Below are 24099 nucleotides of genomic sequence, written 5' to 3' on the forward strand. Positions count from 1 at the left end.
ATTCTAACAGCTTGTGTGGGTTTTGGCTGCTGGAAAAAGCAGCGCTTGGCGGGCGGATAGGTATGATCGTGTGCTGATTAGTGGGTGGTGGCATTGCCCCAAATTAGCTTCTTGAAGTAGTTTGTTTTTGATCCGAGCTAAAATTTCAAGTTTTAACAGGGCTACATCCTGATCCGCCCAAGGATTTTTGCAATTTTTTCAAACCAATCTCTGAGTCTTCCCTAATGTCGTCTAAGTACATCAAAACCAATTTTGCGTGATCATTAACATCGTACAGTTCAATTAACTTTTGATACTCAGTTGCTCTTAAAAGACAAATAGTTTCCAACGAGTTTCCATCCAGCTTTACAACCTCGGGTTTCAGTATGACAACCCTGATCAACTTGTTGACTATAGATCTCGAATAATTTTTCTTAATATTGACATCATTGCTTCTTACATAGCTCCATGTCTGCAAATCATCCTTTATATCGCCAAGTATTTGATTGGAATAATTAATGGCAGCAATTTTCTTATTGTGTACGTAATATAAAGTTAAACAACCTAGTAGCCCAATTCCGACAAAAATAGCAACAATGATTTTTTTCATTTTTGAGTCCCTATCAGTAGATATTTTTGAACGAACATTTCTAGGGGGCTACCGTGTACGGCGTACCACCTAGGGCGCGCCTAAAGCAAAGCGTGGTGCGCCGTATTTTTAATCATACGCAAATAGGCGTATTCGGCTCTGGCCTCCTGCTTCGCTCAACAGCCGCAAGTTCCAGACGCGGCTGAATCCCCTAACATCGTGTTAGGGGTACCTCCTGCATCCATGCAGTCGTACGCTGCGCTTTAAATACGCCCTACAAAACCTACTTCTCGTAAAAGTCCAAATCCCTGCCAAAGGTTTCTTTCGCAAAATAGAGCGCAATCAGTGTAATCAACATCACTCCACCGCCCAGGTAGTAAAAGCTTTTAATAACATCGCCATTGTTGGCGCCCAACACTAACGAATAACACCAAGCGATGGGTACGAGCGAGCCGCGAACGAAGTTGGGTACGCTGGTGGCGGCGGTTGCGCGCAGGTTGGTGCCGAATTGTTCGGAGGCGTTGGTGACGAATACGGCCCAAAAGCCCACCGAAACGCCGAGCAAAAAGATGGCGACGTAGAAGGTCGTGTTGGTTACGGCTTCCAGATTAAGGTAAGTGACCATCATAAAGGTGCAAAGGCCGTAGAAAATCAGCAAGGCTTTTTTGCGGCTACGTAGAATTTGGCTTAAACCGCCGCAGGCGAAATCACCGATTACGAGTCCGCCGTAGGCAGCCATGATGCAATAGGCTTGTTGGATAGCGCCTTGTACGTGCAGGATTTTGGCGATTTCCGGCGCGCGGGCAACCAGCAGGCCGACAACAAACCACAAGGGTAGGCCGACCAATACGCAAATCAGCAGGCGCGCAAAACGCTCGCCCTTATTGAACATCATAAAGAAGTTGCCTTGCGGGATGTTTGCGTCGTGAGCTTTGTTGAACATCTTGCTTTCAAACAAACCGATGCGGAGGAACAAGAGGGCGATACCTAAAAGCCCGCCAATGATGTAACAGGTTTGCCAGCTCACAAATTGCGAAATGGTACCGGCAACCACGGCTCCGAACACGCCAACGGACGCAACAATCATGGTGCCAATACCGCGTTTGTTTTTGTCCATCAACTCGCTTACCAGCGTGATGCCCGCGCCCAGCTCGCCCGCCAAACCAACACCCGCGATAAAGCGCAGAATTTCATAGCTGGTCATATTGGTGACAAAGGCGTTCAGCAAGTTGGCGACTGAATAAAGAATGATGCTGCCAAAGAGTACGGCCAGCCTGCCCTTTTTATCGCCAATCACGCCCCAGAGCACGCCGCCAATCAGCATGCCCAGCATTTGCAAATCCAACAGGTGTTGGAATTTTTCGATCAGAATCGGCTGGTCTGCCCATTGGGGGTAGAGTTCGACCAAGCTTTTCTTGCCGACGATGAGAAACAAGAGAAGGTCGTAGATATCCACAAAGTAACCCAGCGCGGCGACCAAGATAGTGGTTGTGATAACTTTTTTCTGGGCGTCGGGGGAGGCGTTTTGTTCGATGGTCGTGGTCATGATTTTATCTTTATTGGGTTAAATGCACGGATTGCTGCCGCTGGCAGACGCGCGCATTGTACAAAAATTTAGCTGGCTTACGTCTACTAAATTTCCGTGCGGCTCGCGCGCTGTGCGGGGATTTCACCCAAACGAAATCCAAGCCTGTACAATGGGCGCTTTGCACAAGAACCGAATGGCAGGAGTTAGCTGTGGCCCGAATCGCCGTGTTAGTGTTTAGTCTTTTATCCATGAGCGCGTCGCTAAGCGCATGGGCGCAATTGAACATCGACATTTATCGCATAGAGGCCACCGTTGCCAATCAATCGGAAGCTGAGCGCATCGCCGCTGCCAAAGCAAATTTGGGCGAGGTGATTACGCGGGTAGCGGGCGATTCGGCCGCGTTGCAACATCCTCTGGTTCGCCAAGCGCTTAGCGAGGCTCCTAACTATCTTTCCAAATTCAGCTACACCTCCGACAAAACCATCGTTCTAAATTACTCTCAACAAGCCATTCAAACCCTGCTTCAAAAAGCGCAAATTATTGCCACCAGTGCCAGCTCAACGCAGGGATCCAAACTCTATGTGACTGGCGTAAAAGACTTTGCGAGCTTCAAGCAAGTGCAAGCCTATTTGAAAACTGTGGGCATGATTCGTAGTTTAAGTTTGCACAGTGTGGAAAAAGATATGCTGCAATTCGACATCACGCTCGATGGCGATGCCCAAATGCTTTCTACCACCTTGAGCGCCGCTGGCCGTTTGCAACCTGTAGTGGGCGACACAAAAGAGTCTCTAACCTTTCGCTGGCAGAATTGATAGGTTTTAAAGGATGAATCCGCAGCAACTTTCGCTGGGCGTTAGCCTTAACGACGACGCCACCTTTGAAAATTTTTATGCGCCCGTTGAATCAACCAACGCGCAGATTGTGGCGAGCTTGCGCCAGCAAATTGAAACCGCGAACGAGCCGTTTATTTTTTTGTGGGGTGCGACCGGCAGCGGCCTAACACATTTGTTGCAGGCGGCTTGCCATCACGCGCAGAGTTTGCAAAAAAGCTTCCAGTATTTTCCGCTGTTTGATTTAGCAGGCTACGCGCCGGACGAATTGTTTGTGGGTTTGGAAGAATTGGATTTGGTTGTGCTGGACGCGCTGGAAGAAATCATCAATCGCCCCGAGTGGGAGTTGGCCTTGTTCCATTTGTTCAACCGCATGCGGGATGCTGGGAAGTTGTTAGTGGTATCTGCCGTACAAGGCCCGCAAGAGCTGCCGGTGAATTTGCCTGATTTAAAATCCCGTTTGCAGTGGGGCGCAACCTTTCACGTTCAAACCTTGGATGATAATGAAAAACAAGCTGCGTTGCAGTTCCGCGCAAAGGCACGTGGGTTGGAGCTGAGTGACGATGTTGCGGCTTACATAATCCAACGTTTGCCGCGCGATATGTACGAATTGTTTTGGCAGTTGAATCGCTTGGATCATGCATCGCTTGCTGAGCAGCGCAAATTAACGATTCCGTTTGTGAAGAAAATTTTGGGCTTATAGATTTAGATCAGTAACAAAAAACGTGATCACTAAGGGATCATTTCCAATCTAATAATAACAGGTGGTGCATTGTGGCCAAGGCGACAATTGATGATGTAGCTGCGCTTGCAGGCGTCTCCATGAAAACTGTCTCGCGAGTAATGAATAAAGAACCCAACGTGAGGCCCGCGACGCGTGAAAAAGTAGAAGCCGCCGTTGCGCAGTTGGATTACCGCCCCAATTTGTCTGCGCGTAGTTTGGCAGGCAATCGTTCCTATCTGTTAGGTTTGTTATACGGAATTCCCTCAGCGCACTACGTGTTGGATATTCAGGAAGGTGCGCTCGACGTCTGCCGCCCTGAAGGTTACGAATTGCTTGTTCACCCTTGCAATCACCAAGACCCAAACATCACTCAAGAAATTGTCGACCTCATGCGCGACAAACGTATCGACGGCGTTATGCTCACTCCGCCGATTTCGGACAACCTTGCTTTAATGGCAGCGCTCAAGAAAATGTCTGTTCCCTTTGTACGCGTTGCGCCTACGGAAAATAAAAGCTTGTCACCCTACGTGGAAACCAACGATCAGGAAGCATCTTACGATATGACTTGTAAACTGATTGCTCTCGGTCATAAACGCATAGGTTTTATTTGCGGCCACCCGGATCACCGCGCTGTGACTTTGCGTTACGACGGTTACAAAGCTGCGCTAATTGAAAACAATATTCCGATTTCAGCTGAGTTGGTTGAGAAGGGCTTAAATTCATTCGAATCGGGCGAAGCCTGCGCGCGCAAATTATTGCAAAAGAAATCTCGCCCCACGGCAATTTTTGCGGCTAACGATGACATGGCTGCAGGTGTGATGATGGTTGCCCATCAAATGGGCATTAAAATTCCGCAAGAATTATCGGTCGCCGGTTTTGACGATACGCCCGTCGCACACCAAATTTGGCCTGCACTAACAACCGTACGTCAACCCATTCAGCCTATGGCAAAAAAAGCGACTGAGTTATTGATTAAACAATTGCGTGGGAAAGATGTTCAGCTGCCTGCAAGTATGCTGACCTCAACGATTATTGTGCGTGAGTCTACGGGTGTTGCACCTAAGAAATCTAATTGAGACGCAGTCCTATAAATCAATACATTTTTTTGTTCCGGTGCACATATTCTCGGTTTAAGGAGCCATGGGTATTTGGGTCGGCGAGTAGTTTAGTGTTGTCCCGCGCTTTTTATCGGATGTGCTTGCCTTTTAGTATTAGAAAATGTCTGCAGTGACAACTTTATTTCGTCCGTTATTTTTGGCTTGGTACAGAGCCTTGTCTGCGTTGTTGAATAATTGTTCAAGAGTTTCGTTGGCGCTTAAGGTGGCAACACCGAAGCTCGCAGTTACACGTACACCATCGTTGAATTCGTACGAGGCAATAAGCTCGCGTGTTTTCTCAGCAATAAGTTGCGCTTGTTCAATCTTGGTGTTGCGACAAACCAATACAAACTCTTCGCCGCCCCAGCGCGCAAATAAATCGTTACTGCGAATATGGCCTTTTACAATTTGAGAGAGGCTGGATAGCACTTTATCGCCCACTGAATGGCCATATTGGTCATTAATCTTTTTGAAATGATCAATATCCATAAGTATAAGAGATAGGGGTTTATTCTGGCTGCGCCACTCCCACAAACCTATACGTATAGCCTCTTCAATACCTTCGCGGTTGAACGCACCTGTCAACGCATCTGTTTTACTTTTCTCTTCCAATTGTTTACTGCGCAAATCCAATAGGGAATTAATTTCCAATAATTCCGCCTCACGCTTTTTCTGTGAGTGCACTTGGCTGGTCAGCGAGGTAATGCGGTAGCCGAGGAATATCACTATGCTACCCAGCCAAGCCAACATAATTAACAAGTACCATTTTTCAGTGGGCAACCGTTGGCCGATCAGCTCAACCTTTTTCAAATGAAAGTTGTGTTCGCCTAGCGGCTCTTTGGAACCTGTCTGTATTTCAAACAAAATAATATTGTCGAATTGTGGATGACTTAGTTCTGGAGGAATGTTGTATTCCACCAACCACCAATCCGCCACAAAAAAGTCTTTTAGTGAAAACTCGAGGTACTGGTCTTTCAGCAAATCTGTCGAAAACTCAATTTGATTGTATTTTGTGCTGGGCTCAATATCGGGAGAGCTGTAAAGCGGATCGAAATTGCGAAGGTAAACACGCAGGGTTTTGTTGGGCCCTTTGTAATCCATCCAGATACGGACTTTATTGTAATTGCTTAAGTCGACTCCGTGCTCTCGCTTAGGGTCAAAGAAAATCTCAAAGCCGCAGTAAGGGTAGGCGAAAGCATCACGCAGCGTGCAGCGCCATTCAAAGTTTTGAGGGTTAAGAATCTTGGAGATGCTGTTTCCGCCGTTGCGTTTATCGTCATAAACCTCGGTAAAGTAACCGCTTTGTGGGGTGATGCTAATGGAAGACTGGAGAATTTTCTTTTCTGCAATGATGGCAACCAAGGTTAGCAACACCATTAAAGTTAACACTATCTCCAAGCGCCATCGTTTCAACATCTTGAGCCTTTTAGCCGTCTTATAGTGCTGAATACTAGTTGATAAACCCGTATTTGCAACCGGGCGTGGGCTTAGGTTGATGGGAGGAAAAGGCTCCAACTGAGTTAATTGAAGCCTTCTTAAACATTAGAAGAGATTAGAAATCGAGGTCTGAAATATCGTCGTAACCGAGTTGGTCTTTAATGCGCTTGCGTTCCAGGCGGTCTTCGAGTTTACGGCGCATTTCGAGTGTGTGTTGGCTGGCTTCTTTGCCAGTTAGCTTTGGGGCTACATCATCCTCAACTTCCATACTTGCATCGCCAATTAAATCCGAATCTTGAGTGTCTACATCAACAGACATGTGTATGCTCCAGTAACAGGTTTAGGTGGATAAATTTGACCCGCGCTATTTACCATAGGCCAATTTAAAAAAAAAGAAAAATGTTAAAAAAGCTCAGAGATTTTTCTTTTAGCGCATCTCGGGAATAAGCGGTCATAAGACCTCTATAATGTGTTCAATCTGGGCATAACTTACGGAGTTTCAATAGTGGCAGAGATGCAAATCGAAAGCCAAAAGCGAGTGCTCGGTTGGCGGGAGTGGGTTGCACTCCCTGATCTCGCCATTCCCCATATCAAAGCCAAGGTTGATACGGGAGCCAAAACCAGCGCGCTCCATTCGTATTATGTCGAGCAGTTTGAGCGCAGCGGTGCGCCCTGGGTTAGGTTTGGCGTTCACCCTTTACAGGCTTCGCTGGACGATGCCGTCCACTGTGAGGCTCCCATTAAAGAGATTCGCCGCGTTACAGACTCTGGCGGCCATGCTGAGATGCGCCCAGTCATAGAAACCACTGTGGTGATAGATAACCAAGTGCGCGTCATCGAACTGACCCTTACGGACCGTGAAACTATGATTTTCCGCATGTTATTGGGGCGTAGTGCCCTCAAGCGGTTCTTTGTGGTAGACAGCGGACGATCGTTTGTTTTGGGTGGGAACAAATCCCATCCTCCTCTGAATGCGCCTGCTTACGCTGAATAGCAGGCCGTTTCACTTCTCGGATATTTTATGAAAATAGCTATTTTGTCGCGCAACCGTCATCTCTATTCCACCAAGCGTTTGGTGGAAGCTGGGCTTGCCCGTGGGCACGAGGTGCGTGTTATCGACATTCTCAAGTGCTACATGGACATCACCTCTGCCAGCCCAGCGATTTGGTACATGGGCGAAAAGTTGGAGGGTTTTGATGCGGTTATTCCTCGCATTGGCGCGTCCGTGACCCATTACGGCCTTGCCGTTATTCGCCAGTTCGAAATGATGGGCGTTTATTGTTTAACCGAGTCTGTGGCGCTTGGTCGCTCGCGGGATAAGTTGCGTGCATTGCAATTGTTGTCACGAAAAGGGATCGGCCTTCCTAAAACCAGCTTCGCCTACAATGTTCACGACACCAAAGAGTTGATTAAGCTGGTTGGCGGCGCGCCCTTGGTACTTAAGTTGTGCGAAGGAACGCAGGGTAGAGGGATTGTGTTGGCAGAAACGTCTAAAGCAGCTGAGAGCGTTATCGAAGCCTTTCGCGAGTTGCGTGCAGAGTTTTTGGTGCAGGAGTTTATTAAAGAAGCCAATGGAAGTGATGTGCGCTGCTTTGTCGTTGGCGGAAAGATTGTTGCGGCTATGCAGCGCACCGCGCAGGAGGGTGAGTTTCGTTCTAACTTACACCGAGGCGGAACCGCGAAGGTCACCAAACTCACGCCGGAAGAACGCAGCACCGCGCTTAAGGCGGCGCAAACCATGGGGCTGCAAGTGGCCGGTGTGGATTTGCTGCGCTCCAGCCGTGGCCCCTTGGTGATGGAGGTAAATTCATCGCCGGGTTTGGAGGGAATAGAAACAACCACCAAGAAAAATATCGCCGATATGATCATCGCCTTCATTGAAGAAAATGCGCGACCAAATAACACCAAAACCAAAGGAAAAGGTTAATTATTCCCAAGCGCGCGCTTGGGAATAATCAGCAGGTCAGATAATGGTTTCTTAAGCGCCCATCTTATAGTTTTCGAGCGGAATCACGGTTCCATCGAAACAGAAGCGTCCACCGTGAAAATGGCTTTCAAATTGTTTGGGTGACATAGGTTTGGCGTACAGGAATCCCTGTGCCTGATCACATCCACGTTGGCGCAACCATTCTGCTTGATGCTCCGTCTCAACACCTTCAGCAACCACACGCAACTGCATGCTGTGCGCAAGACCAATAATGGTTTTGGTAATTGCGGCATCGTTCATGTCGTCGTGAATATCGTTCACAAAGCTGCGGTCGATTTTCAATTTTTGGATAGGGAAGCGTTGCAAATAGGCGAGCGAGGAATAACCCGTGCCAAAATCATCAATCGCTAGATACATACCCATTTGATTGAGTTGATTTAGCTGGTTGATAGTTTCGCCCGCATGCTCCATCGCGCAGCTCTCGGTAATTTCCAATTCCAGATATTCCGGCGGCAGTTGGGTTTCTCGCAAAATAGCTTCGACTTTGCCGGGAAAATTCTTTTGTCGGAATTGACGTGGCGACAAATTCACTGCAATTTTGCCAATCTTTTTACCTGCATCTAACCAGACTTTTGTTTGACGACAGGCTTCGCGTAATACCCATTCGCCGATAGGAACAATCAAGCCGGTTTCTTCTGCCAGCGGAATAAAATGCGCGGGTGACACCAAACCGCGTTCAGGATGCTGCCAGCGAACGAGCGCTTCAACGCCCATGAGATCGCCCGTTTTCAAATCAATTTGTGGTTGGTACTGCAAGGTGAATTGATTCAATTCCAAGGCGCGGCGCAAATCATTTACCGCCGTGGCGTTCATGCCTTTGGTGTAGAACTGGCAATTGTTTTTTCCTGCTTCTTTTGCCTTGTACATAGCAATATCGGCATTCTTAAGTAGCTCGTCCGTGTCTTGGCCGTCTTCGGGGAAAATACTGACGCCAATACTTACAGTAGACGTAATTTCGTGGCCGCTAATTTCCATGGGACGTGCGAGCGTTACCAATAATTTGTTGGCAACAAACATCACGTCTTCTAAATCATGTACGCCTTCCAGAACCACAACAAACTCGTCGCCACCCAAACGCGCAACCGTATCCATATCGCGTACGCCTTCGTTTAAGCGGGTTGATATGGCCTTGAGCATAAGGTCGCCTGCGTCGTGACCGAGACTGTCGTTAATGTTTTTAAAGCGATCTATGTCGAGCAACATCAAAGCGACTTTTGAATTGGCGCGACGGGCGCGCGCCAATCCGTGATAGATACGATCGTAAAACAAAGATCGGTTTGGTAAACCGGTGAGGGCATCGTGGAATGCCATATAGTTCAGGCGCGATTGCTGTTCGCGTAAGGCATTCTCTGCCAGCTTGCGTTCGGAAATATCGGTACCGATTGTGCACACACCAAATACGCGATTGTCTTTGCCGCGCAGCGGAAACTTCACCATTAAATAGGTGTGCATGCTGCCGTCTTTGTGCATCAAATCCAGTTCAACTTCAAAAGTTTGTTGCTTGGTTTTGGTGGCGGTGTCTATATCGCAAATAGATTGGGCAACATCTTTGGGGTAGACATCAAACACGTTTTTGCCGACAAAACCCGTCTCGTCGATATTCGCCATCTGTTTAAAATGTTCAGAGGCGAGCACCACGTTGCCGTCCAGATCTTTAACGGAAATCAGCGCAGGTGAAAAACGCAAAATGGCATTGAGATAAGTTTCGCTCGCCCACAAAGCTTGTTCGGCCAACCGGAATCGCTCTGACTGCTCTTCGTGGTGCCACATATCAATAACTTGGCGCACCAGTAATGAGCTGAATGTCCAAACGGAATCCAATTCATTCACCGCTTTGATCAAACCGGCTAAACCTTGCTCGGCTTCCATATAGAAGACGGCGATGGTTTTGTTGTTTTCCAAAATAGGGTGCAAATAACAAGCGTTACAGCCTTTTTTGGTAAACATGGCACCTAGCAGCTGGATTTGATCGGTGTCCAGTGCTTGCGGTTTGCCGGAATCAAAAACCTGATGAATGTGCTGGTGCGGAAGGTAGTTCAAGCGATTGAGGGAGGTAGTGATACCGTTTACTAATAGGTCGGATTCCTGCTGCGAGGCTATGGCCTCTACATATAAATGGCTATCGCGCTCTACCACCAAAACAGCCCGTGTCACAGCTGCTTTAGCGATGACAAGTTTTACCAGCCGTTCAGCAATTTCTTTATGGTTTAGATTGGTAAAAAGTTGCTGAAACTTTTTAATTAACTCCACAGCATTATTTTTATGTTGCATAGCATTCCACTAGGGATGATTGTAAAGCGGCAGGGGATCTGCCTGCAGATCACTTAATACACAGATAGTGATAACCGCGATAAACGGCACCTTGAGCTCACAAGTGCGTGTTGCGGTCTTGCTGCCTTGCACATTCAAGGCGTTGTATTGCCTTACATCCACGCGGCTATAGTCGCTTCAGCTCTTATGGCTGATTGGGTATATAGCTTTTCCTCATCATAAACAAAAATAAATAACATGTCTGTAATAAAAGGCGAAATCGGGTGTTGAGAGTTACCAAGGGAAACACTTCTTTCGGCAAAAACCACAGTTTTTAAAACTTGCCTATACTATGTGCATATTCATGTAACGCTTGTTGCACGAGTTGGCCTAGCGACAATTTTTTTAATAACAGTTTGTTGAGGTTGGAGGCGCCAAATGAGGCGTAAAGTGCCCTTTTTGGGTGAAGATCAAATAGTCCGTGATGGCGACGAAGCAGCGCAGGCGAAGAAGGCTCGTGCGCAGGTCATTGACGATATTCTGAGCACCAACAGTCAGCCCAGTACATGGGACGATTTGGTCACTAGCGATTACCCCGATCCTTTGGGATTGCAGCCTCCGAGTGCGGCACGCGCACCTGTGATACCCAGGAAGCCTCGTCCAAAGACGGTACCCGTTACTCCAGGGCCAGTGCCTGCACTCAAAAAGGCGATAATTGAAAGTGCATTTTCAAAAGGTCTTTCCACCATCGATTGGCTACCTATCAATAGTGGCCACGGCTTGCGCATTAATATCTGCGGCCAGCTCGACCAAAATTTGCGAGCGGAATGGCGCCGCTTGCTGGAGGAAACAGAGCGCACCGGTGTCGGTCAATTTGAGTTTAACTTCACTGAAGCACCAAGTCTGTCGCTAACGGGATTGGGACTGCTTTTGCTTTTCAAAGAGCAAAAAAAATCGGAACGCGGCGATATAAAATTGTGTCACTGTAATCGTGAGGTGTGGCAAATGTTGCAGTGGACCGGAATGGATAAATATTTCACCATTCAAGGTATTCCGGGTGGACAATCTAACGCCTAAAAAAACGCCTGATGTACTCAGGCGTTTTTTTTGATTGCTTAGCTACGTAAAACATCAATCATCCGTTGCATTTGCTCATCCGTGCCTATAGTAATGCGCAAAAACTCGTTGATGCGTGGTGCGCTAAAATAACGAACCAAGACTTTATTTTCGCGTAACTTTTGCGCAAGTTCCGCCGCGTTATTTTTAGGTGGTTTTGCAAACACAAAGTTTGCTTGCGATGGCAAAACATTAAAGCCCATCTCTTCCAATTGCTTAACTGTCCATTCGCGCGTCGTGATAATTTTGTCGCGGCAAGCTTTGAAATAAGCATCATCTTCAAAAGCTGCAATAGTGGATGCTTCAGCCAAACGGTCGAGCGGGTAGGAGTTGAAAGAATTTTTCACGCGATCCAATGCGGTAATCAAATCCACATTACCTAATGCAAAGCCAACGCGCATACCGGCAAGCGAGCGCGACTTGGACAAGGTTTGTACTACCAACAAATTGGGATACTTATCCACCAAACTTGCTGCGGTTTCGCCACCAAAGTCGATATAGGCTTCATCCACCAGCACAACAGATTCGGTATTTTTTTGCAGCAATTTTTCGATATCGGCAAGCGGTTTACCTATGGCCGTAGGCGCATTGGGGTTAGGGAAAATAATGCCGCCATTCTCGGTCGTGTAGTCATCAAAGTTGATGGTGAAATCATCACGCAACGCCGGTGTTTGGTAGCTAATTCCAAACAACTTACAGTAAACCGGATAAAAGCTGTAGCTGATATCCGGAAACAACAAAGGCTTGCTTTGCTGGAAAAATGCCATAAAGGCGAGCGCCAACACTTCATCACTACCATTGCCCACAAAAACCTGATCGGCACTTAAACCAAAATAGTTGGCGATAGTGTTTTTCAGCTTTTTAGAATTGGGGTCCGGGTAGAGGCGCAAGCGGTCGATGGCGTCATGAGTCATCAACTTGATTACTTCTGGCGAGGGCGGATAAGGGCTCTCGTTGGTATTCAATTTGATCAGACCATCAATTTGTGGTTGCTCGCCGGGCACATAGGGCTCGAGCTCGCGCACCACCTGACTCCAAAACTTCGACATGATTGCTCCTCAAAGCAGCTAGAAAATGGGCAAAAAGGCCGGGCAGTATAACCTTAAGCGCCCACGATCTTACAGGCTTGTGGCGCTACTCCACCCAGCGTTTGAGCAATATGCTTGCATTCACGCCTCCAAACCCGAAACCATTGGAGAGCGCGTGTTGGAGGCTGGCAATGCGTGCAGTACTTGCGACTATATCTATACCGATGGCGGCATCATCTGGATTTTCCAAATTTAAGGTTGGAGGAATTATTTGATCGCGTAGCGCCAAGGCGGTAAAAATAGTTTCGATGCCTCCAGCCGCACCGAGTAAATGGCCGGTGGCAGACTTGGTTGATGTAACGATTAAGCCGCTACCTTCACCGAATAGACCTTTTATGGCCGCTAGCTCGCCTTTATCCCCTACGGGAGTTGAGGTTGCGTGGGCGTTAAGGTGTTGTATATCGCTTGGCTTGAGCCCCGCTTGGCGCAGTGCAGCGCCCATAGCCCGTTTTGCTCCATCTCCATCTTCGGAACCTGAGGTGAGGTGATAGGCATCTGCACTGGTGCCGTAGCCGATGATTTCAGCAATGGGTTTCGCACCACGCGCCAGCGCGTGCTCCAAGCTTTCCACCACCAGTAAACCTGCGCCTTCACCCATAACAAAACCGTCGCGATCGCGATCAAACGGGCGCGATGCACGTTTGGGTTCATCATTAAAGTTGGTGGATAGTGCTCGTGCCGCTGCAAAGCCACCAAAGCTTACCGTGTGTATGCAGGCCTCGGCACCGCCGCAAAGTGCTACTTCCGCTTCGCCTGCGCGAATCATTCGCACGGCATCACCAATAGCTTGAATACCGGCGGCACAGGCCGTTACTGGCGCACCAATCGGGCCCTTAAAACCGTACTTCATGGAAACATGCCCCGCCGCCAAATTGACAAGAAAGGAAGGGATAGTGAACGGCGACAATCGCCGAACCCCGCGTGAATCCGCTGTTCGTACGGCATCCGCAATTGCCGGGAAACCGCCCACACCAGAGGCGATAACCGTTGCTGTGCTGATTTTCTTGTCTTCATCGGTGGGAAACCAATTGGCTTGCTGCAAAGCTTCTTCCGCTGCTGCCAGGGCCAATAAAATAAACCGGTCCATTTTGCGCTGGTCTTTGGGGGAAGCGACTTTGTCGGGGTCCAGCCCGGCTTCAGCGTCTTCGCTGATATCTGGAACTAGCCCAGCTACCTTGGCTGGTAAATCAGCGGCTATTTCATCGGGCAGCCGGCGAATACCCGATTGGCCGGCAAGCAGTCGTCGCCAGACGGTTTCTACTCCACAACCCAATGGGGAGGCTATTCCCATGCCGGTAATTACGATGCGTTGGTTCATAGCTTTGATCTCTGCTTCTTAAATTGGGTTTATAAATGATGGCCGTCATTTATAAAATTATATGATGCTCATCATGTATACTGTCAATCCTTATTTCTATGGTGGAAGTTGCAACATGAGAGTAAGCAGAGAACAAGCGGCAGAAAACCGCGAAAAAATCATTACGACTGCGGCTAGATTATTTCGCGAACAGGGATTCGATGGCATAGGCGTGGCCGATTTAATGAAAGCTGCAGGCTTAACCCATGGAGGTTTCTACGGGCATTTCACCTCAAAAGAAGATTTGATGGCGCAAGCATGCGAACGTGCGGTCGACGAATTGCTTCAAGCAGGCGAGGCAAGGCGAAGAGAATCAAAAGATTTGCCTTATCACGCGTTTTTAAAAAATTACCTATCCGTTGAGCATCGTGATCACCCGGGTGCGGGCTGCATAATGGCTGCTTTAGGAGCAGAGGCTGCTCGGCATAATCCCGTAGTGCGCTCAGCATTTACGCAATCGGCCAAACGTTTGGTGTCAGCGTTGATGGAGATTATTCCCGGCGGCAACAAGAAAAAAGCTCGCGAGAATGCATTGGTCACCTTATCGATGCTGGTAGGTGCACAAACAATTGCACGTGCGTTGGATGACGAGGAAACCTCGCAAGAGGTATTAGCCTTGGTATTGAAAAAAGCGAAGGAAATTTCTTGAGACGAATCTTGGCGGTAAATTCAAACCGCGCTCATTGGTAGAGAGCGCGGTTCAAGTCCATTAATTTGCTTTTGTCATTGGGTCCCAGTGTTCAGCAATTTTTCCATCTTCAATGCGGAACATGTCAAACCAAGTTGTGGTATAGGTTTTTGTAGGGTCTTTAGGATCTTTTTGTTCGCGCACAAATGTCAGGGTGACGATATCGCCTTCAGCTGTAATGGATACTAGCGGTGCTTTGACTTTATCGGCAATGGCTTGTGGCTTTTTAAACTGGCCAAAGAAATCTACAAAGGCTTTACGACCGGTGGCAACGGTTGGGTTATGCTGAATGTAAGTTTCCGTCATATATTGAGGCGCTAACTCCAAGTGGCCGCCTTCAAATACCTCGCGCCAAAAATCGTACACCAGTTTTTTGTTTGCAGCGAGTTTGGGATCTTTGCTGGCTAGCATGGCAGCGTGATCAGAGTTGGCGGTAACGGCGACCTGCGCAACACTGTGTAAACTCAAACATAAAGCGCTAAAGCCGATAATCTTAAGTAATAGCTTGCTCATAAAATTTCCTTAAGTGTTTTGATTAATTCGCGCCGATACTAGTCCACTTTTAATCGCTTGTTAATGATTGAGTTATCTGTTGTATGAATTTTTGTTTTTTTATAGGCACGGGCGTTGCAGTTTTTTGACGTAAAAGCGACAGGCGGATACTTATGATTCATAAATTACCAAAGTGGGTGGAAGCCAGTGCGTTTGTGCTCGCCTTTATTGCAGGTAGTGTGAACGCTATTGCGTTGCTTGGTTTTAATCACCAAGGTGTATCACATCTCACAGGTAGCTCCTCTCTCTTGGGTGTGGAAATTGCTAAGGGGGATTACACAGAGGTGATTCACATAGGTTGGATTATTTTAAGTTTTGTGGTGGGTGCAGGCGTCAGCGGTTTTGCCATTGGTAATGAATCACTTAAGTTCGGGCGACGTTACGGATTTGCGTTGCTCGCAGTTGCTTTGCTCTTGTTGTTGGCGATGTATTTTTTGATGGAGGGTAATAACCTTGGCCACTATTTGGCTTCTGCAGCTTGTGGTTTACAAAATGCCATGACCAGTACCTTTAGCGGTGCTTTGGTGCGTACCACCCATGTGACAGGGTTGTTTACCGATTTAGGCATAATCATCGGCCTTTGGTTGCGCGGGCATAAGGCGGATAAACGACGAGTAATTTTATATTTAACACTCATCGGTGGGTTCATTACCGGTGGATTCATGGGGGCGGTAAATTTTGCGCATTTCGCATTTTACGCGCTCTTGATGCCAGCAGGCCTTGCAGCGCTACTGGCGATTATTTATGAGTTCTATCGTAAAAAAATTTCACACTAAATGTTTTGACGCGCCTTTTGTTAACCCAACATCTACACAGGTAAATCATCAGCCGTTTTCACGACAACTGAAAATGCATCGCGTAATTCTGCTAACGCAACTTGCTTCACCAGCGTCGCGGGAATGACATTACTAAAACCGTCATCCAAATCCCGGCTTGTAGTTGCATCCGCAACGATGGTGCTTGAATAACCCAAATCCAAAGCGGCGCGTGCTGTGGCCGAAACACAAACGTGCGTTGTACATCCGGCAATAATGAGTTGCGTGCGCCCAATTTTTTGAAGCAGCTCGTGCAATTGGGTGCCCGCAAACGCATTGGGTAAATGTTTGATGACAATCTGTTCGCCGGGTCTGGCCGCTATTTCAGTCAACTCTACGTAATAAGGCTCTTGGACATTAAATAAAAGGTTGCCGTCAGGGCCTTTGTTAAGAACGTGAATAACAGGCGCGCCTTGTTGATGGGCGCGTTCAATTAAGCGCGCCGCTCCCGCTACTGCAGACTGTAAATCGGGTAGCGGTACTGCGCCATCAAGATACTCGCGTTGCATATCAATTAAAATCACGACGGCTTCGCTTAAGCGAGCGGCCACGGGTTTAAAACCAAATAATTCCATGAACGTTTTGTTCGTCATGTTCGTACCTCCCCAATAAAAAATGAATTAGTAGCCGACAGTGAAACGTGTTTGCTGATTCGTAGGACTTTCCAATTCATCCAACACCGCCACAGCAAAATCCTGAGTCGAGATCCGGCTTTCGCCGCGCTCATTTATTAAAAGTTGATCTGTGCCCAACCGGAATTTTCCTGTGCGTTCGCCGGGTTCGATAAAGGCGGAAGGTGACACGTAAGTCCAATTGAAATGTTTCTCTCCCCGCAGAATTTGGAGCAACTCACGCGCTGCGCCTGCCGTGGCTTTCCATTGCTCTGGAAATTCAGGTGTATCGATCAATTGCACGCCTGGTGCAACCTCTAAACTTGCGGCACCGCCAACGAAGAGTGTGTATTGAACGCTTGACGCTTTTATCGCTTGGATTAGCTGAGGCAAGTTTTGGTTTTCGTAGTGAAGGCTGATAACGGCTGCATCATGGCTGTTTAATAACTTGGTCAACGCAAGACTGTTTTGCACATTGAGTTCCAAGGCGGTGACTCTTTTGTGGGGCACAACCTTGTTTGGGTTGCGCACCAATGCCGTGACCTCATGTTGGCGAGTGACGGCTTCGTCAAAAATAGGTTGTCCAATAAAACCCGTTGCACCAACGATTGCGATTTTCATGACCTTGTCCTCTGTGGTTGTTTGGAAGTTCGTGAGTAAGGTCAGTATGGTCTTGGTTTATTGTTCTGATAAGATGGCTAAAAACTGATTGTTTGTGCATCTAAAATGGATAATAACAAATGGCCAACTTGCTGGATGTAAACCTTAACCGGCTGGTGGTATTTGCGGCCGTGGTTGAGACTGGATCGATTACTGCGGCCGCCAAACGTTTGGGTTTGGCAAAAACCATGGTGAGTGCTCATCTGCAAAAGTTGGAGGCGGAGGTTGGGAGTCATCTTCTGGTGCGCACAACTCGCCGCTTGCATCTCACTGAGGCAGGGACGTTATTTTACGAAGCTTGCCAGAAAATTTTGCAGGATACGGAAGCTGCAATCGCTTTGGCAGGAGGCACTACACGTGGTCCGCGCGGAAAATTGCGTGTATCGACAACGGTTGATTACGGCATATCGGTGGTTGCCCCCTTGGCGGCAGAGCTAACGCTTAAGCACCCTGAGTTGCGAGTGGAAATTGTATCCAGCGACAGCCGCACAGACATGGTGGCGGAAGGAATTGATTTAGCGATTCGCGTAGGGCGCCTTGCAGATTCTTCCCATAAAGCTGCATTAATCACGCATTTTGAAGAGTGGGTAGTTGCTCCGCCTGCCTTGTTTGCGCAGGGTTTACCCAAAAGCCCGTCGGAGTTGGAACAATATCCGTTTGTTGCATTATCAGTTTTGCCTAATCCGTTGAACTGGAATTTTGTACGCGAAGGGCACGCCACGCAGTCCGTCAAATTCACCGCTACTATTATGGCCAACACATCAGCATCCGTTCGGGCTGCGGTGTTGGCTGGCGCGGGTTTTATGATCCAACCGAATTTTTCCGTTATAGACGATATTCAAGAAGGCCGATTGATTCGTGTTCTACCGGACTGGACGCTACCTGGTGGCGGTATTTACGCGGTATTTCCATCCGCAGTGCAACGCTCTCACAAAGTGGATATTTTTATTGATGCGTTAAAACAGCAAAGTCAGTTCGACTGATTAGCGCTGTTTCCAAATTGTCACATTTGCTTTTTATACTGATGATCAGGTATGGCAATCTTGGGCTGCGGGGATGATTTACAGCAATAACAAAAAACTTATTATTTTGGATGCTGATGGCACAACCATAGATGCCTACAATGCAATCGAAAAGGCATTTGTGTACCACGGAATGGATTTGGGTGACGAAGAGAGCTTTCAAAAACGCCATAACATTTTTAAATACTTGGGGGGCTTAAAACAATTTCCCTCCAACCTTCGCAAAAATATTAGTAAAAGCAATCGCAAGCAAATTGTGGATACTTTGACAGAGGTCTATCGCAACGAAGCCGCTCTCTATTCAGGCATTCCCGAGTTTATCCGCACGCTTATGGCGGCGCCCGATGTCATTGTCGGGTTGATTACACGCAATATCACCAACGAGCCATTGGAAACCTTGCGTCAGTTATTTGCTCGTCATGATATTAACATCGCCGAGTTTGATTTTCTCATTCACGTCCCTTTGGAAGAGAAAAAGACACCGCATTTTCGTGCCGTGCGCGAACAGTTTGGTGTAAACCCGGCGCGCGCGGGTGTGTGTGGTGATGAGAATAAGGATTATGTGGCCGCGATTAATACGGGGATGCATCCGTTTATGGTGTCTTACGGGTTTGAGAATTTTTTGCGCTTGACGAAGAAGTTTGATATTCCGGAGGAAATTATTTCTAAGACGCCGGGGGAATTGAGGGAACGTGTTTTTCATTCGTTGGAGATACCAACGGTATAGTTTTTGTTTCGCCTCTTGGCGAACTACTTTTCTTTGTCTCGCCAAAGAAAAGTAGTCAAAAGAAAGGCGACCCGTCTCACGTCTTGTCCTGCGCGCTTCAGAAAACTTTCGTCGTTCCGACGCGACATCCATGTCGCGTAGTCACTCAAACGCACGTCCTGTGCGTTTGACGGAAATTTTCTTCCAGTGCTCGGGACGTTCGCATGGGATAATTGAGAAGCAAAAGCAAAAAGCTAACGTATGAACTCCGTAGGCTTTTCAATCTCATAAAGTGCGTCATTAATATCCGCAACTTTAGCTTCGATCACAGCTTGTGCATCTCTTAGTCCGCGATTGTAAAAGTAGGCGCCTACTTCCTCGGCAAAAAAATCCAGTAAAAACTCTGCGTCAAATTGGCCAATGTCTTGGTCCAGTTCTTCGCGGAAGTACATTTGTACCTTGCGAACGATTAATTCTTTTTCTGCCTTGGAAAATTCTATTTGTGCCATATAACACCTAATTGTTATTGATGTGCTTTAAATCGTAAAACCCGAACGCTTAATAGAATTGCTGCGCAAGTTAAACCGACAATCAATGCCGCCCAAAATCCTGCTGCTCCCATAGGCGCGCTTAGCCAATTGGTAAAGGTTAAAACGTAACCCAGTGGCAAGCACACACACCAAAAGGAGAACAGCATAATAAACATGGGGATTTTTGTATCTTTATAACCGCGCAGTACATTAATCATGGTGACTTGTGTGACATCTGCGATTTGAAATATCGCGCCCAAGGCAAATAATTGGATTGCAATAAGGCGCACTTCCATCTCGTTCGTATAAAGAGAAGAGATAAAATCACGGCCAAAGAATAGGATGGGCGCGTTAACACAAGAGATTCCCAGCGCGAGGAAAATAGCGCTGCGCGCCAAGAGTTTTGCTTTTTGATGTTCCTCCGCGCCAATTAAAAAACTAACGCGCAGTGTTAAAGCCATGCCCAAACTTAAGGGCACCATAAAAAAGAGTGAGATGGCGTTAAGCACTACTTGATGTGCGGCGATAACCGTTGGCCCAAGTGGCGATAAAAATAAAGCAATGGCGCAAAACATACTCACTTCAACAAACATAGCAAAGCCTATAGGTAAACCCAGCTGAAGAATATGTTTTATTTCTTGCCAATCCGGCTTCGTCCAGTCGCCAATTAAATGGAAGTTTTTGTAATCCTTATTGCGATTCAAGTACACCAGCAGTGCAATAAGCGCAATCCAATTAGATGCGGCGGTTGCCCAGCCACAGCCTTCACCACCCAGTGCGGGGAACTGCCAATTGCCAATGGAAAATCCAAAAATAAATAAGTAATTAAACGGTAAGTTTAGAATGGTGCTAATTAAACAAAACACCATAATAATTTTTGTATGGCCCATACCGTCGGTAAGCCCACGTAACGCATTCAATAATAAAACTGCAGGAATGCCCCAAGCTAAAGCATCGAGATAGGCTTGGGCTATGTCAGTTGTTTCAGCATCTAAACCCAACAACACAAAAATAGGGCGTACGTGCGTAAGAATGGCAGCCATTAAAATGCAGCCGACAAAAGCGATATACAAACCTTGCCAGGTTACCGGCATTATTCGCGCATGATTCTCCGCGCCTCTGTGGCCAGAAACCAACGGTTGCAAAGCGCTGAGCACACCAATAAAAAACAATAATACGGGGCCCCAAATACCCGTACCTATGCCAACGGCGGCGAGATCACGCGCACTCGCGTGGCCGGCCATCATGGTATCTATAACGCCATTTGCCATTTGCGCTAGTTGAGCCACCAAAATAGGGCCGCCAAGTAGCGCAAGCGCTTTCCATTCTTGAAGTGTTTGTGAGATTGCAGTTGGGTGTTGAGCAGAAGAATTCACAGGGCTTACCAGCAGTACAACAGGGCTTGGCAATATAACCCAATGATTCAAAAAGGGAAGGCTTGCGACAAGTGAACGCAAGCCTTCAAATGTAATTAATGTTTGTCGCCTTCTTTCGGTTTCCAATCCATTCTGTCTGGCTTGCAAACCAAGGTGGATTTCTCTTCGGGGTTACGCGGTTTAGCGCAGGTACCCGAAATGGTTTGATTTTCGCGTCCAGTAAATTGGCATGTCGCGCTTTCGGTGGAATTTTTGCAGGCGTCAAAGGCTGCTTGCGGTGGGCGATGAGGCTTATGCTCGTTGTGGATCGAATCAGAATCTTCCGAAGCGTAAACGCTGAGTGATGCGGCACAAGTCATAGCGGCCAGTAAGCGAGATAAACTTTTGCTCATAATAAGTCCTCGTGTGTCGTGGGGTTGATTAGTTGCCTTATGCAACGAATTCGCTTTATTGACACATCAAACTTCACTCTGTTCTGCTTCTCGCGTAGCATCCATATTCTTTGTGCAATCTGTGAGTGAATGATGGGCGAGTTACAGGTTTACCAATATGTTTTAATCGCATTGGTATTTGTGTGGAGTGGGTTTGTTCGCTCTGGATTGGGGTTTGGTGGAGCTGTTATGTCGCTCCCATTTTTGTTGTTGATCGATAACCGTCCGTTGGTTTATTTGCCGATCATTGCTGTGCATTTGTTATTTTTTTCTTCCATAGTGGTGTGGCAAAACTACCGCAAGCATCGCGAGCAATCAGAAGAGTCGCGAAAGCAAAGTGGAACTATCGATTGGGCTTATTTGAAAAAGTCCATGAAGATAATGATTATCCCCAAACTCATCGGCGTGGCAGGTTTGTTAACTATTCCTGCAAGTGTAATGACGGGCATTATTTTTTCGATTGTTTCTGTATATGCCGTTACCTATATTCTGAACAAGCCTTTCAAAAGTACAAATCCTTTAGTGGATAAATTCTTTTTGGTGTTGGGAGCATACATTAGTGGCACGTCACTGATTGGTGCGCCTTTAATCATCTCTGTGTTCGGAACGCAGGTTGCCAAACACCAGTTGCGTGATACGCTTTTTGTGCTCTGGTTTATTTTGGTGGTAATTAAAATGACTGCCTTCGTAATCGCAGGCGTCGATTTACAATTGATTCACCATCTTTGGTTATTACCCTGTGCTACTGTTGGGCATTTAATTGGTCTGCGGTTTCACCAGAAAATTTTGGAGGGCGACCCAAAGATTTTTTACCGTGTGCTGGGAGTTAGTTTGCTAAGCGTAAGTCTTATGGGAGTTGTTTCTTTATTTATTCGTTAGTAAAGCTTGGTCAGCGACAAGCTTTACTCTTCAGCATCTACTACTTCAATCGCTGTTTTGAATGCCTTCTTGCCGCGCTTGTAACGTTTTTCAATCGCCGGATCTTCAAACACTTCAAGCAAGGCGGTATTTAAATCGTATGTGCGGTGATCAAATCCCGCATCCATTGCCGCTGCTTCAAAGCCTTGAGAGAGTGCATCGCTGTAGTGAGAAACATCCGGAATTAATTCAGTCGCAATCGTAAAATCACTCGGGTTGTTATACGAGGCCTCGCAGCCGTCAACTTGCACGGCGTGAAAACTTCTACAGCGAAACGGGCGAGCCTCATAAATGCTGCATTGGTTTTCAATCAGAAACGGGCATTTCAAGTTGGTGGATAAATGTTCTTGCGCCGTGAAGCTGCGAATCAATTCTGCGTTGGCTTTTGCGCACTCCAAAATTTGCGATCTTAACTCCGCACTCAGCTTTTTTTGCATGTGCTCGTGGATGAGCAGCATTTCATGTGCTTTGACTTCCACCTTGTAATAACAGCAGTAAAAACAACCGGCTTTACAGGCTGGCTTGGTGGGTGAATCTTCAATAGATGTTGCGATTATCTTGTCAAAGCGTTGATAGGATTTTTGTAAAGGCGCCAAGGTCGACTTTAATTTTCCAATATCGTTGAGGGAGCGCTGGTATTCGTTAACCGCTGCTGTTTCGAAAGGATCACTCGTCATCTTATACCTTGCCTAAAAAATCATCGTTTTGCATGTGTGGCGTCTTAAAAGTCGGGGAAATTGTACACGGTTTAAATTCTCATGCTTTTGCTTTCATGTTCTACACTCAAGGCAAGCAAGTTTATTGAGGTCTTGTTATGAGTGAGGATAAAACGCAGCCCGTATTTGGTGGTGTGGAAGCGGGAGGAACTCGTTTTATTTGTGTGTTGGCGGATTCGCGCGGATTTATTAAGGCTCGCACGGAAATTCCGACCACCACGCCAGATGCCACCTTGGCTGCTGTTCGGGATTTTTTCTTGCAAACTGCGCCCATGTATGGGTATCTCGCGGCCTTAGGGGTAGCGAGTTTCGGTCCTTTGGATTTAGATCGTCGCTCGGCGACCTACGGCTATATCACCAAAACCTCCCGGCCGGGTTGGTCGCAAATTGATCTTATCGGCTATTTCAAGCGCTCACTTAACACCTTGGTCGAGCTGGAAACGGAGGTCAATGGTTCCGCAGTCGGTGAGTTTACCGAAGGGGCTGGGGTGGATTGCGAGAACTTTGTCTATGTTACGGTTGGTACAGGAATAGCCGCAGGCATTTTCGCCGGCGGCAAGTTGATGCAAGGTATCAGTCATCCTGAAGTTGGCCACATGATGGTTCCGCAAGCGATGGACGACCACTTCGATAGCTGTTGTCCATTCCACACCCATTGTTTGGAAGGGTTGGCATCCGGAACAGCTATTCACAAGCGCTGGCAAACGCATCCCAAGGATTTACCACACGATCATTTAGCTTGGGATATTGAAGCCTATTACTTGGCGGTGATGTGCGTAAACCTCACGTGGATGTATGCGCCTGAGAAAATCATTTTTGGTGGTGGCGTGATGGTAAGCGACTTTCTATTTCCAAAAATCCGCGCCAACCTGAAACACATGCTTAATGGCTATGCCCACGACGTTGTCTTGAAAGACATGGATAGTTATGTAATTCCTACTGTACTGGGCGGCAACGCGGGTATTACAGGAGCGCTGTCCTTAGCTCGGCGATGCTATTTAGAGGCCAGAAATACCTAGTCAGGGTAGAGCAGTGGGATTTTTGCGAGCCACATACTAACTCCCACCAATCTTATTGTGGTGCCAATGTATA

General features: G+C 47.3%; 26 protein-coding genes. 12 read left to right on the forward strand and 14 right to left on the reverse strand.

Features of this window, described 5'->3' with window-relative positions; translation table 11 throughout:
- Nucleotides 1-145: 145 nt before the first annotated feature.
- Nucleotides 146-589, reverse strand: coding sequence for a hypothetical protein (locus U1F02_RS12485; protein ID WP_409990734.1), 444 nt, complete (start codon nucleotides 587-589; stop codon nucleotides 146-148).
- A gap of 262 nt (nucleotides 590-851) precedes the next feature.
- A complete protein-coding gene (locus tag U1F02_RS12490; protein ID WP_409990735.1) occupies nucleotides 852-2114 on the reverse strand; it encodes an MFS transporter in 1263 nt (420 codons plus the stop codon).
- Between the two features lie 191 nt (nucleotides 2115-2305).
- Here U1F02_RS12490 and U1F02_RS12495 point away from each other — a divergent pair, with 191 nt between their 5' ends.
- The 3 genes from U1F02_RS12495 (at nucleotide 2306) to U1F02_RS12505 (ending at nucleotide 4726) form a co-directional block, all read left to right on the forward strand.
- On the forward strand, nucleotides 2306-2908 hold the full coding sequence (locus U1F02_RS12495; protein WP_409990736.1) for a DUF2066 domain-containing protein: 603 nt from the start codon (nucleotides 2306-2308) through the stop codon (nucleotides 2906-2908).
- 13 nt (nucleotides 2909-2921) lie between these two features.
- A complete protein-coding gene (gene hda / locus U1F02_RS12500) occupies nucleotides 2922-3629 on the forward strand; it encodes a DnaA regulatory inactivator Hda (protein ID WP_409990737.1) in 708 nt (235 codons plus the stop codon).
- A gap of 71 nt (nucleotides 3630-3700) precedes the next feature.
- Entirely contained in the window at nucleotides 3701-4726 is a 1026-nt protein-coding gene (locus U1F02_RS12505) for a LacI family DNA-binding transcriptional regulator (protein WP_409990738.1), read from the forward strand.
- 135 nt (nucleotides 4727-4861) lie between these two features.
- Here U1F02_RS12505 and U1F02_RS12510 read toward each other — a convergent pair whose 3' ends face one another.
- Both U1F02_RS12510 and U1F02_RS12515 read right to left on the reverse strand, forming a co-directional pair.
- A complete protein-coding gene (locus U1F02_RS12510) occupies nucleotides 4862-6163 on the reverse strand; it encodes a GGDEF domain-containing protein (RefSeq protein ID WP_409990739.1) in 1302 nt (433 codons plus the stop codon).
- A gap of 136 nt (nucleotides 6164-6299) precedes the next feature.
- The gene (locus U1F02_RS12515) at nucleotides 6300-6503 is read right to left on the reverse strand and encodes a PA3496 family putative envelope integrity protein (protein ID WP_409990740.1); all 204 of its coding nucleotides are present in this window, start codon (nucleotides 6501-6503) and stop codon (nucleotides 6300-6302) included.
- Nucleotides 6504-6698: 195 nt separating this feature from the next.
- On the opposite strand from U1F02_RS12515, the gene U1F02_RS12520 reads away from it, so the two are divergent.
- Together U1F02_RS12520 and rimK are read left to right on the forward strand one after the other, a co-directional pair.
- Complete coding sequence (locus tag U1F02_RS12520) at nucleotides 6699-7178, forward strand: ATP-dependent zinc protease (protein ID WP_409990826.1); 480 nt, start codon at nucleotides 6699-6701, stop codon at nucleotides 7176-7178.
- Nucleotides 7179-7205: 27 nt separating this feature from the next.
- On the forward strand, nucleotides 7206-8111 hold the full coding sequence (gene rimK / locus U1F02_RS12525) for a 30S ribosomal protein S6--L-glutamate ligase (protein WP_409990741.1): 906 nt from the start codon (nucleotides 7206-7208) through the stop codon (nucleotides 8109-8111).
- Nucleotides 8112-8162: 51 nt separating this feature from the next.
- On the opposite strand, the gene U1F02_RS12530 is transcribed toward rimK, so the two are convergent.
- On the reverse strand, nucleotides 8163-10442 hold the full coding sequence (locus tag U1F02_RS12530) for an EAL domain-containing protein (RefSeq protein ID WP_409990742.1): 2280 nt from the start codon (nucleotides 10440-10442) through the stop codon (nucleotides 8163-8165).
- A 417-nt stretch (nucleotides 10443-10859) separates the two neighbouring features.
- On the opposite strand from U1F02_RS12530, the gene U1F02_RS12535 reads away from it, so the two are divergent.
- Entirely contained in the window at nucleotides 10860-11498 is a 639-nt protein-coding gene (locus U1F02_RS12535) for an STAS domain-containing protein (protein WP_409990743.1), read from the forward strand.
- Between the two features lie 38 nt (nucleotides 11499-11536).
- Here the strand turns inward: U1F02_RS12535 and hisC are convergent, their stop codons facing one another.
- Nucleotides 11537-12586: a histidinol-phosphate transaminase gene (hisC, locus tag U1F02_RS12540; RefSeq protein WP_409990744.1), complete on the reverse strand. Its 1050-nt coding sequence runs from the start codon at nucleotides 12584-12586 to the stop codon at nucleotides 11537-11539.
- A gap of 85 nt (nucleotides 12587-12671) precedes the next feature.
- Entirely contained in the window at nucleotides 12672-13943 is a 1272-nt protein-coding gene (gene fabF, locus U1F02_RS12545) for a beta-ketoacyl-ACP synthase II (RefSeq protein ID WP_409990745.1), read from the reverse strand.
- Nucleotides 13944-14058: 115 nt separating this feature from the next.
- On the opposite strand from fabF, the gene U1F02_RS12550 reads away from it, so the two are divergent.
- Nucleotides 14059-14631 (forward strand): TetR/AcrR family transcriptional regulator, encoded by a 573-nt coding sequence (locus U1F02_RS12550; protein ID WP_409990746.1) that lies wholly within the window; start codon nucleotides 14059-14061, stop codon nucleotides 14629-14631.
- Nucleotides 14632-14691: 60 nt separating this feature from the next.
- Here U1F02_RS12550 and U1F02_RS12555 read toward each other — a convergent pair whose 3' ends face one another.
- On the reverse strand, nucleotides 14692-15183 hold the full coding sequence (locus tag U1F02_RS12555) for a nuclear transport factor 2 family protein (protein ID WP_409990747.1): 492 nt from the start codon (nucleotides 15181-15183) through the stop codon (nucleotides 14692-14694).
- 152 nt (nucleotides 15184-15335) lie between these two features.
- Here U1F02_RS12555 and U1F02_RS12560 point away from each other — a divergent pair, with 152 nt between their 5' ends.
- Nucleotides 15336-15998 (forward strand): YoaK family protein, encoded by a 663-nt coding sequence (locus U1F02_RS12560; protein WP_409990748.1) that lies wholly within the window; start codon nucleotides 15336-15338, stop codon nucleotides 15996-15998.
- A gap of 32 nt (nucleotides 15999-16030) precedes the next feature.
- Here U1F02_RS12560 and U1F02_RS12565 read toward each other — a convergent pair whose 3' ends face one another.
- Together U1F02_RS12565 and U1F02_RS12570 are read right to left on the reverse strand one after the other, a co-directional pair.
- Nucleotides 16031-16630 (reverse strand): isochorismatase family protein, encoded by a 600-nt coding sequence (locus tag U1F02_RS12565; RefSeq protein ID WP_409990749.1) that lies wholly within the window; start codon nucleotides 16628-16630, stop codon nucleotides 16031-16033.
- A gap of 27 nt (nucleotides 16631-16657) precedes the next feature.
- A complete protein-coding gene (locus U1F02_RS12570; RefSeq protein ID WP_409990750.1) occupies nucleotides 16658-17269 on the reverse strand; it encodes an NAD(P)-dependent oxidoreductase in 612 nt (203 codons plus the stop codon).
- Between the two features lie 119 nt (nucleotides 17270-17388).
- Between U1F02_RS12570 and U1F02_RS12575 the strand changes: the two genes are divergently transcribed.
- Together U1F02_RS12575 and U1F02_RS12580 are read left to right on the forward strand one after the other, a co-directional pair.
- Complete coding sequence (locus tag U1F02_RS12575; RefSeq protein WP_409990751.1) at nucleotides 17389-18291, forward strand: LysR family transcriptional regulator; 903 nt, start codon at nucleotides 17389-17391, stop codon at nucleotides 18289-18291.
- Between the two features lie 73 nt (nucleotides 18292-18364).
- Complete coding sequence (locus tag U1F02_RS12580) at nucleotides 18365-19057, forward strand: HAD family hydrolase (RefSeq protein WP_409990752.1); 693 nt, start codon at nucleotides 18365-18367, stop codon at nucleotides 19055-19057.
- Nucleotides 19058-19290: 233 nt separating this feature from the next.
- Here the strand turns inward: U1F02_RS12580 and U1F02_RS12585 are convergent, their stop codons facing one another.
- The 3 genes from U1F02_RS12585 to U1F02_RS12595 form a co-directional block, all read right to left on the reverse strand.
- A complete protein-coding gene (locus U1F02_RS12585) occupies nucleotides 19291-19545 on the reverse strand; it encodes a DUF2164 domain-containing protein (RefSeq protein ID WP_409990753.1) in 255 nt (84 codons plus the stop codon).
- Nucleotides 19546-19559: 14 nt separating this feature from the next.
- A complete protein-coding gene (locus U1F02_RS12590; RefSeq protein ID WP_409990754.1) occupies nucleotides 19560-20942 on the reverse strand; it encodes an MATE family efflux transporter in 1383 nt (460 codons plus the stop codon).
- Between the two features lie 95 nt (nucleotides 20943-21037).
- Nucleotides 21038-21334 (reverse strand): hypothetical protein, encoded by a 297-nt coding sequence (locus U1F02_RS12595; RefSeq protein WP_409990755.1) that lies wholly within the window; start codon nucleotides 21332-21334, stop codon nucleotides 21038-21040.
- 132 nt (nucleotides 21335-21466) lie between these two features.
- Between U1F02_RS12595 and U1F02_RS12600 the strand changes: the two genes are divergently transcribed.
- Complete coding sequence (locus U1F02_RS12600; RefSeq protein ID WP_409990827.1) at nucleotides 21467-22252, forward strand: TSUP family transporter; 786 nt, start codon at nucleotides 21467-21469, stop codon at nucleotides 22250-22252.
- A gap of 23 nt (nucleotides 22253-22275) precedes the next feature.
- Here the strand turns inward: U1F02_RS12600 and U1F02_RS12605 are convergent, their stop codons facing one another.
- Complete coding sequence (locus U1F02_RS12605) at nucleotides 22276-22968, reverse strand: YkgJ family cysteine cluster protein (RefSeq protein WP_409990756.1); 693 nt, start codon at nucleotides 22966-22968, stop codon at nucleotides 22276-22278.
- Nucleotides 22969-23105: 137 nt separating this feature from the next.
- On the opposite strand from U1F02_RS12605, the gene U1F02_RS12610 reads away from it, so the two are divergent.
- Entirely contained in the window at nucleotides 23106-24026 is a 921-nt protein-coding gene (locus U1F02_RS12610; RefSeq protein WP_409990757.1) for an ROK family protein, read from the forward strand.
- The last annotated feature ends 73 nt before the right edge of the window (nucleotides 24027-24099 follow it).

Origin of the sequence: Cellvibrio sp. (assembly GCF_046347455.1) — a bacterium.
GTDB lineage: Bacteria > Pseudomonadota > Gammaproteobacteria > Pseudomonadales > Cellvibrionaceae > Cellvibrio.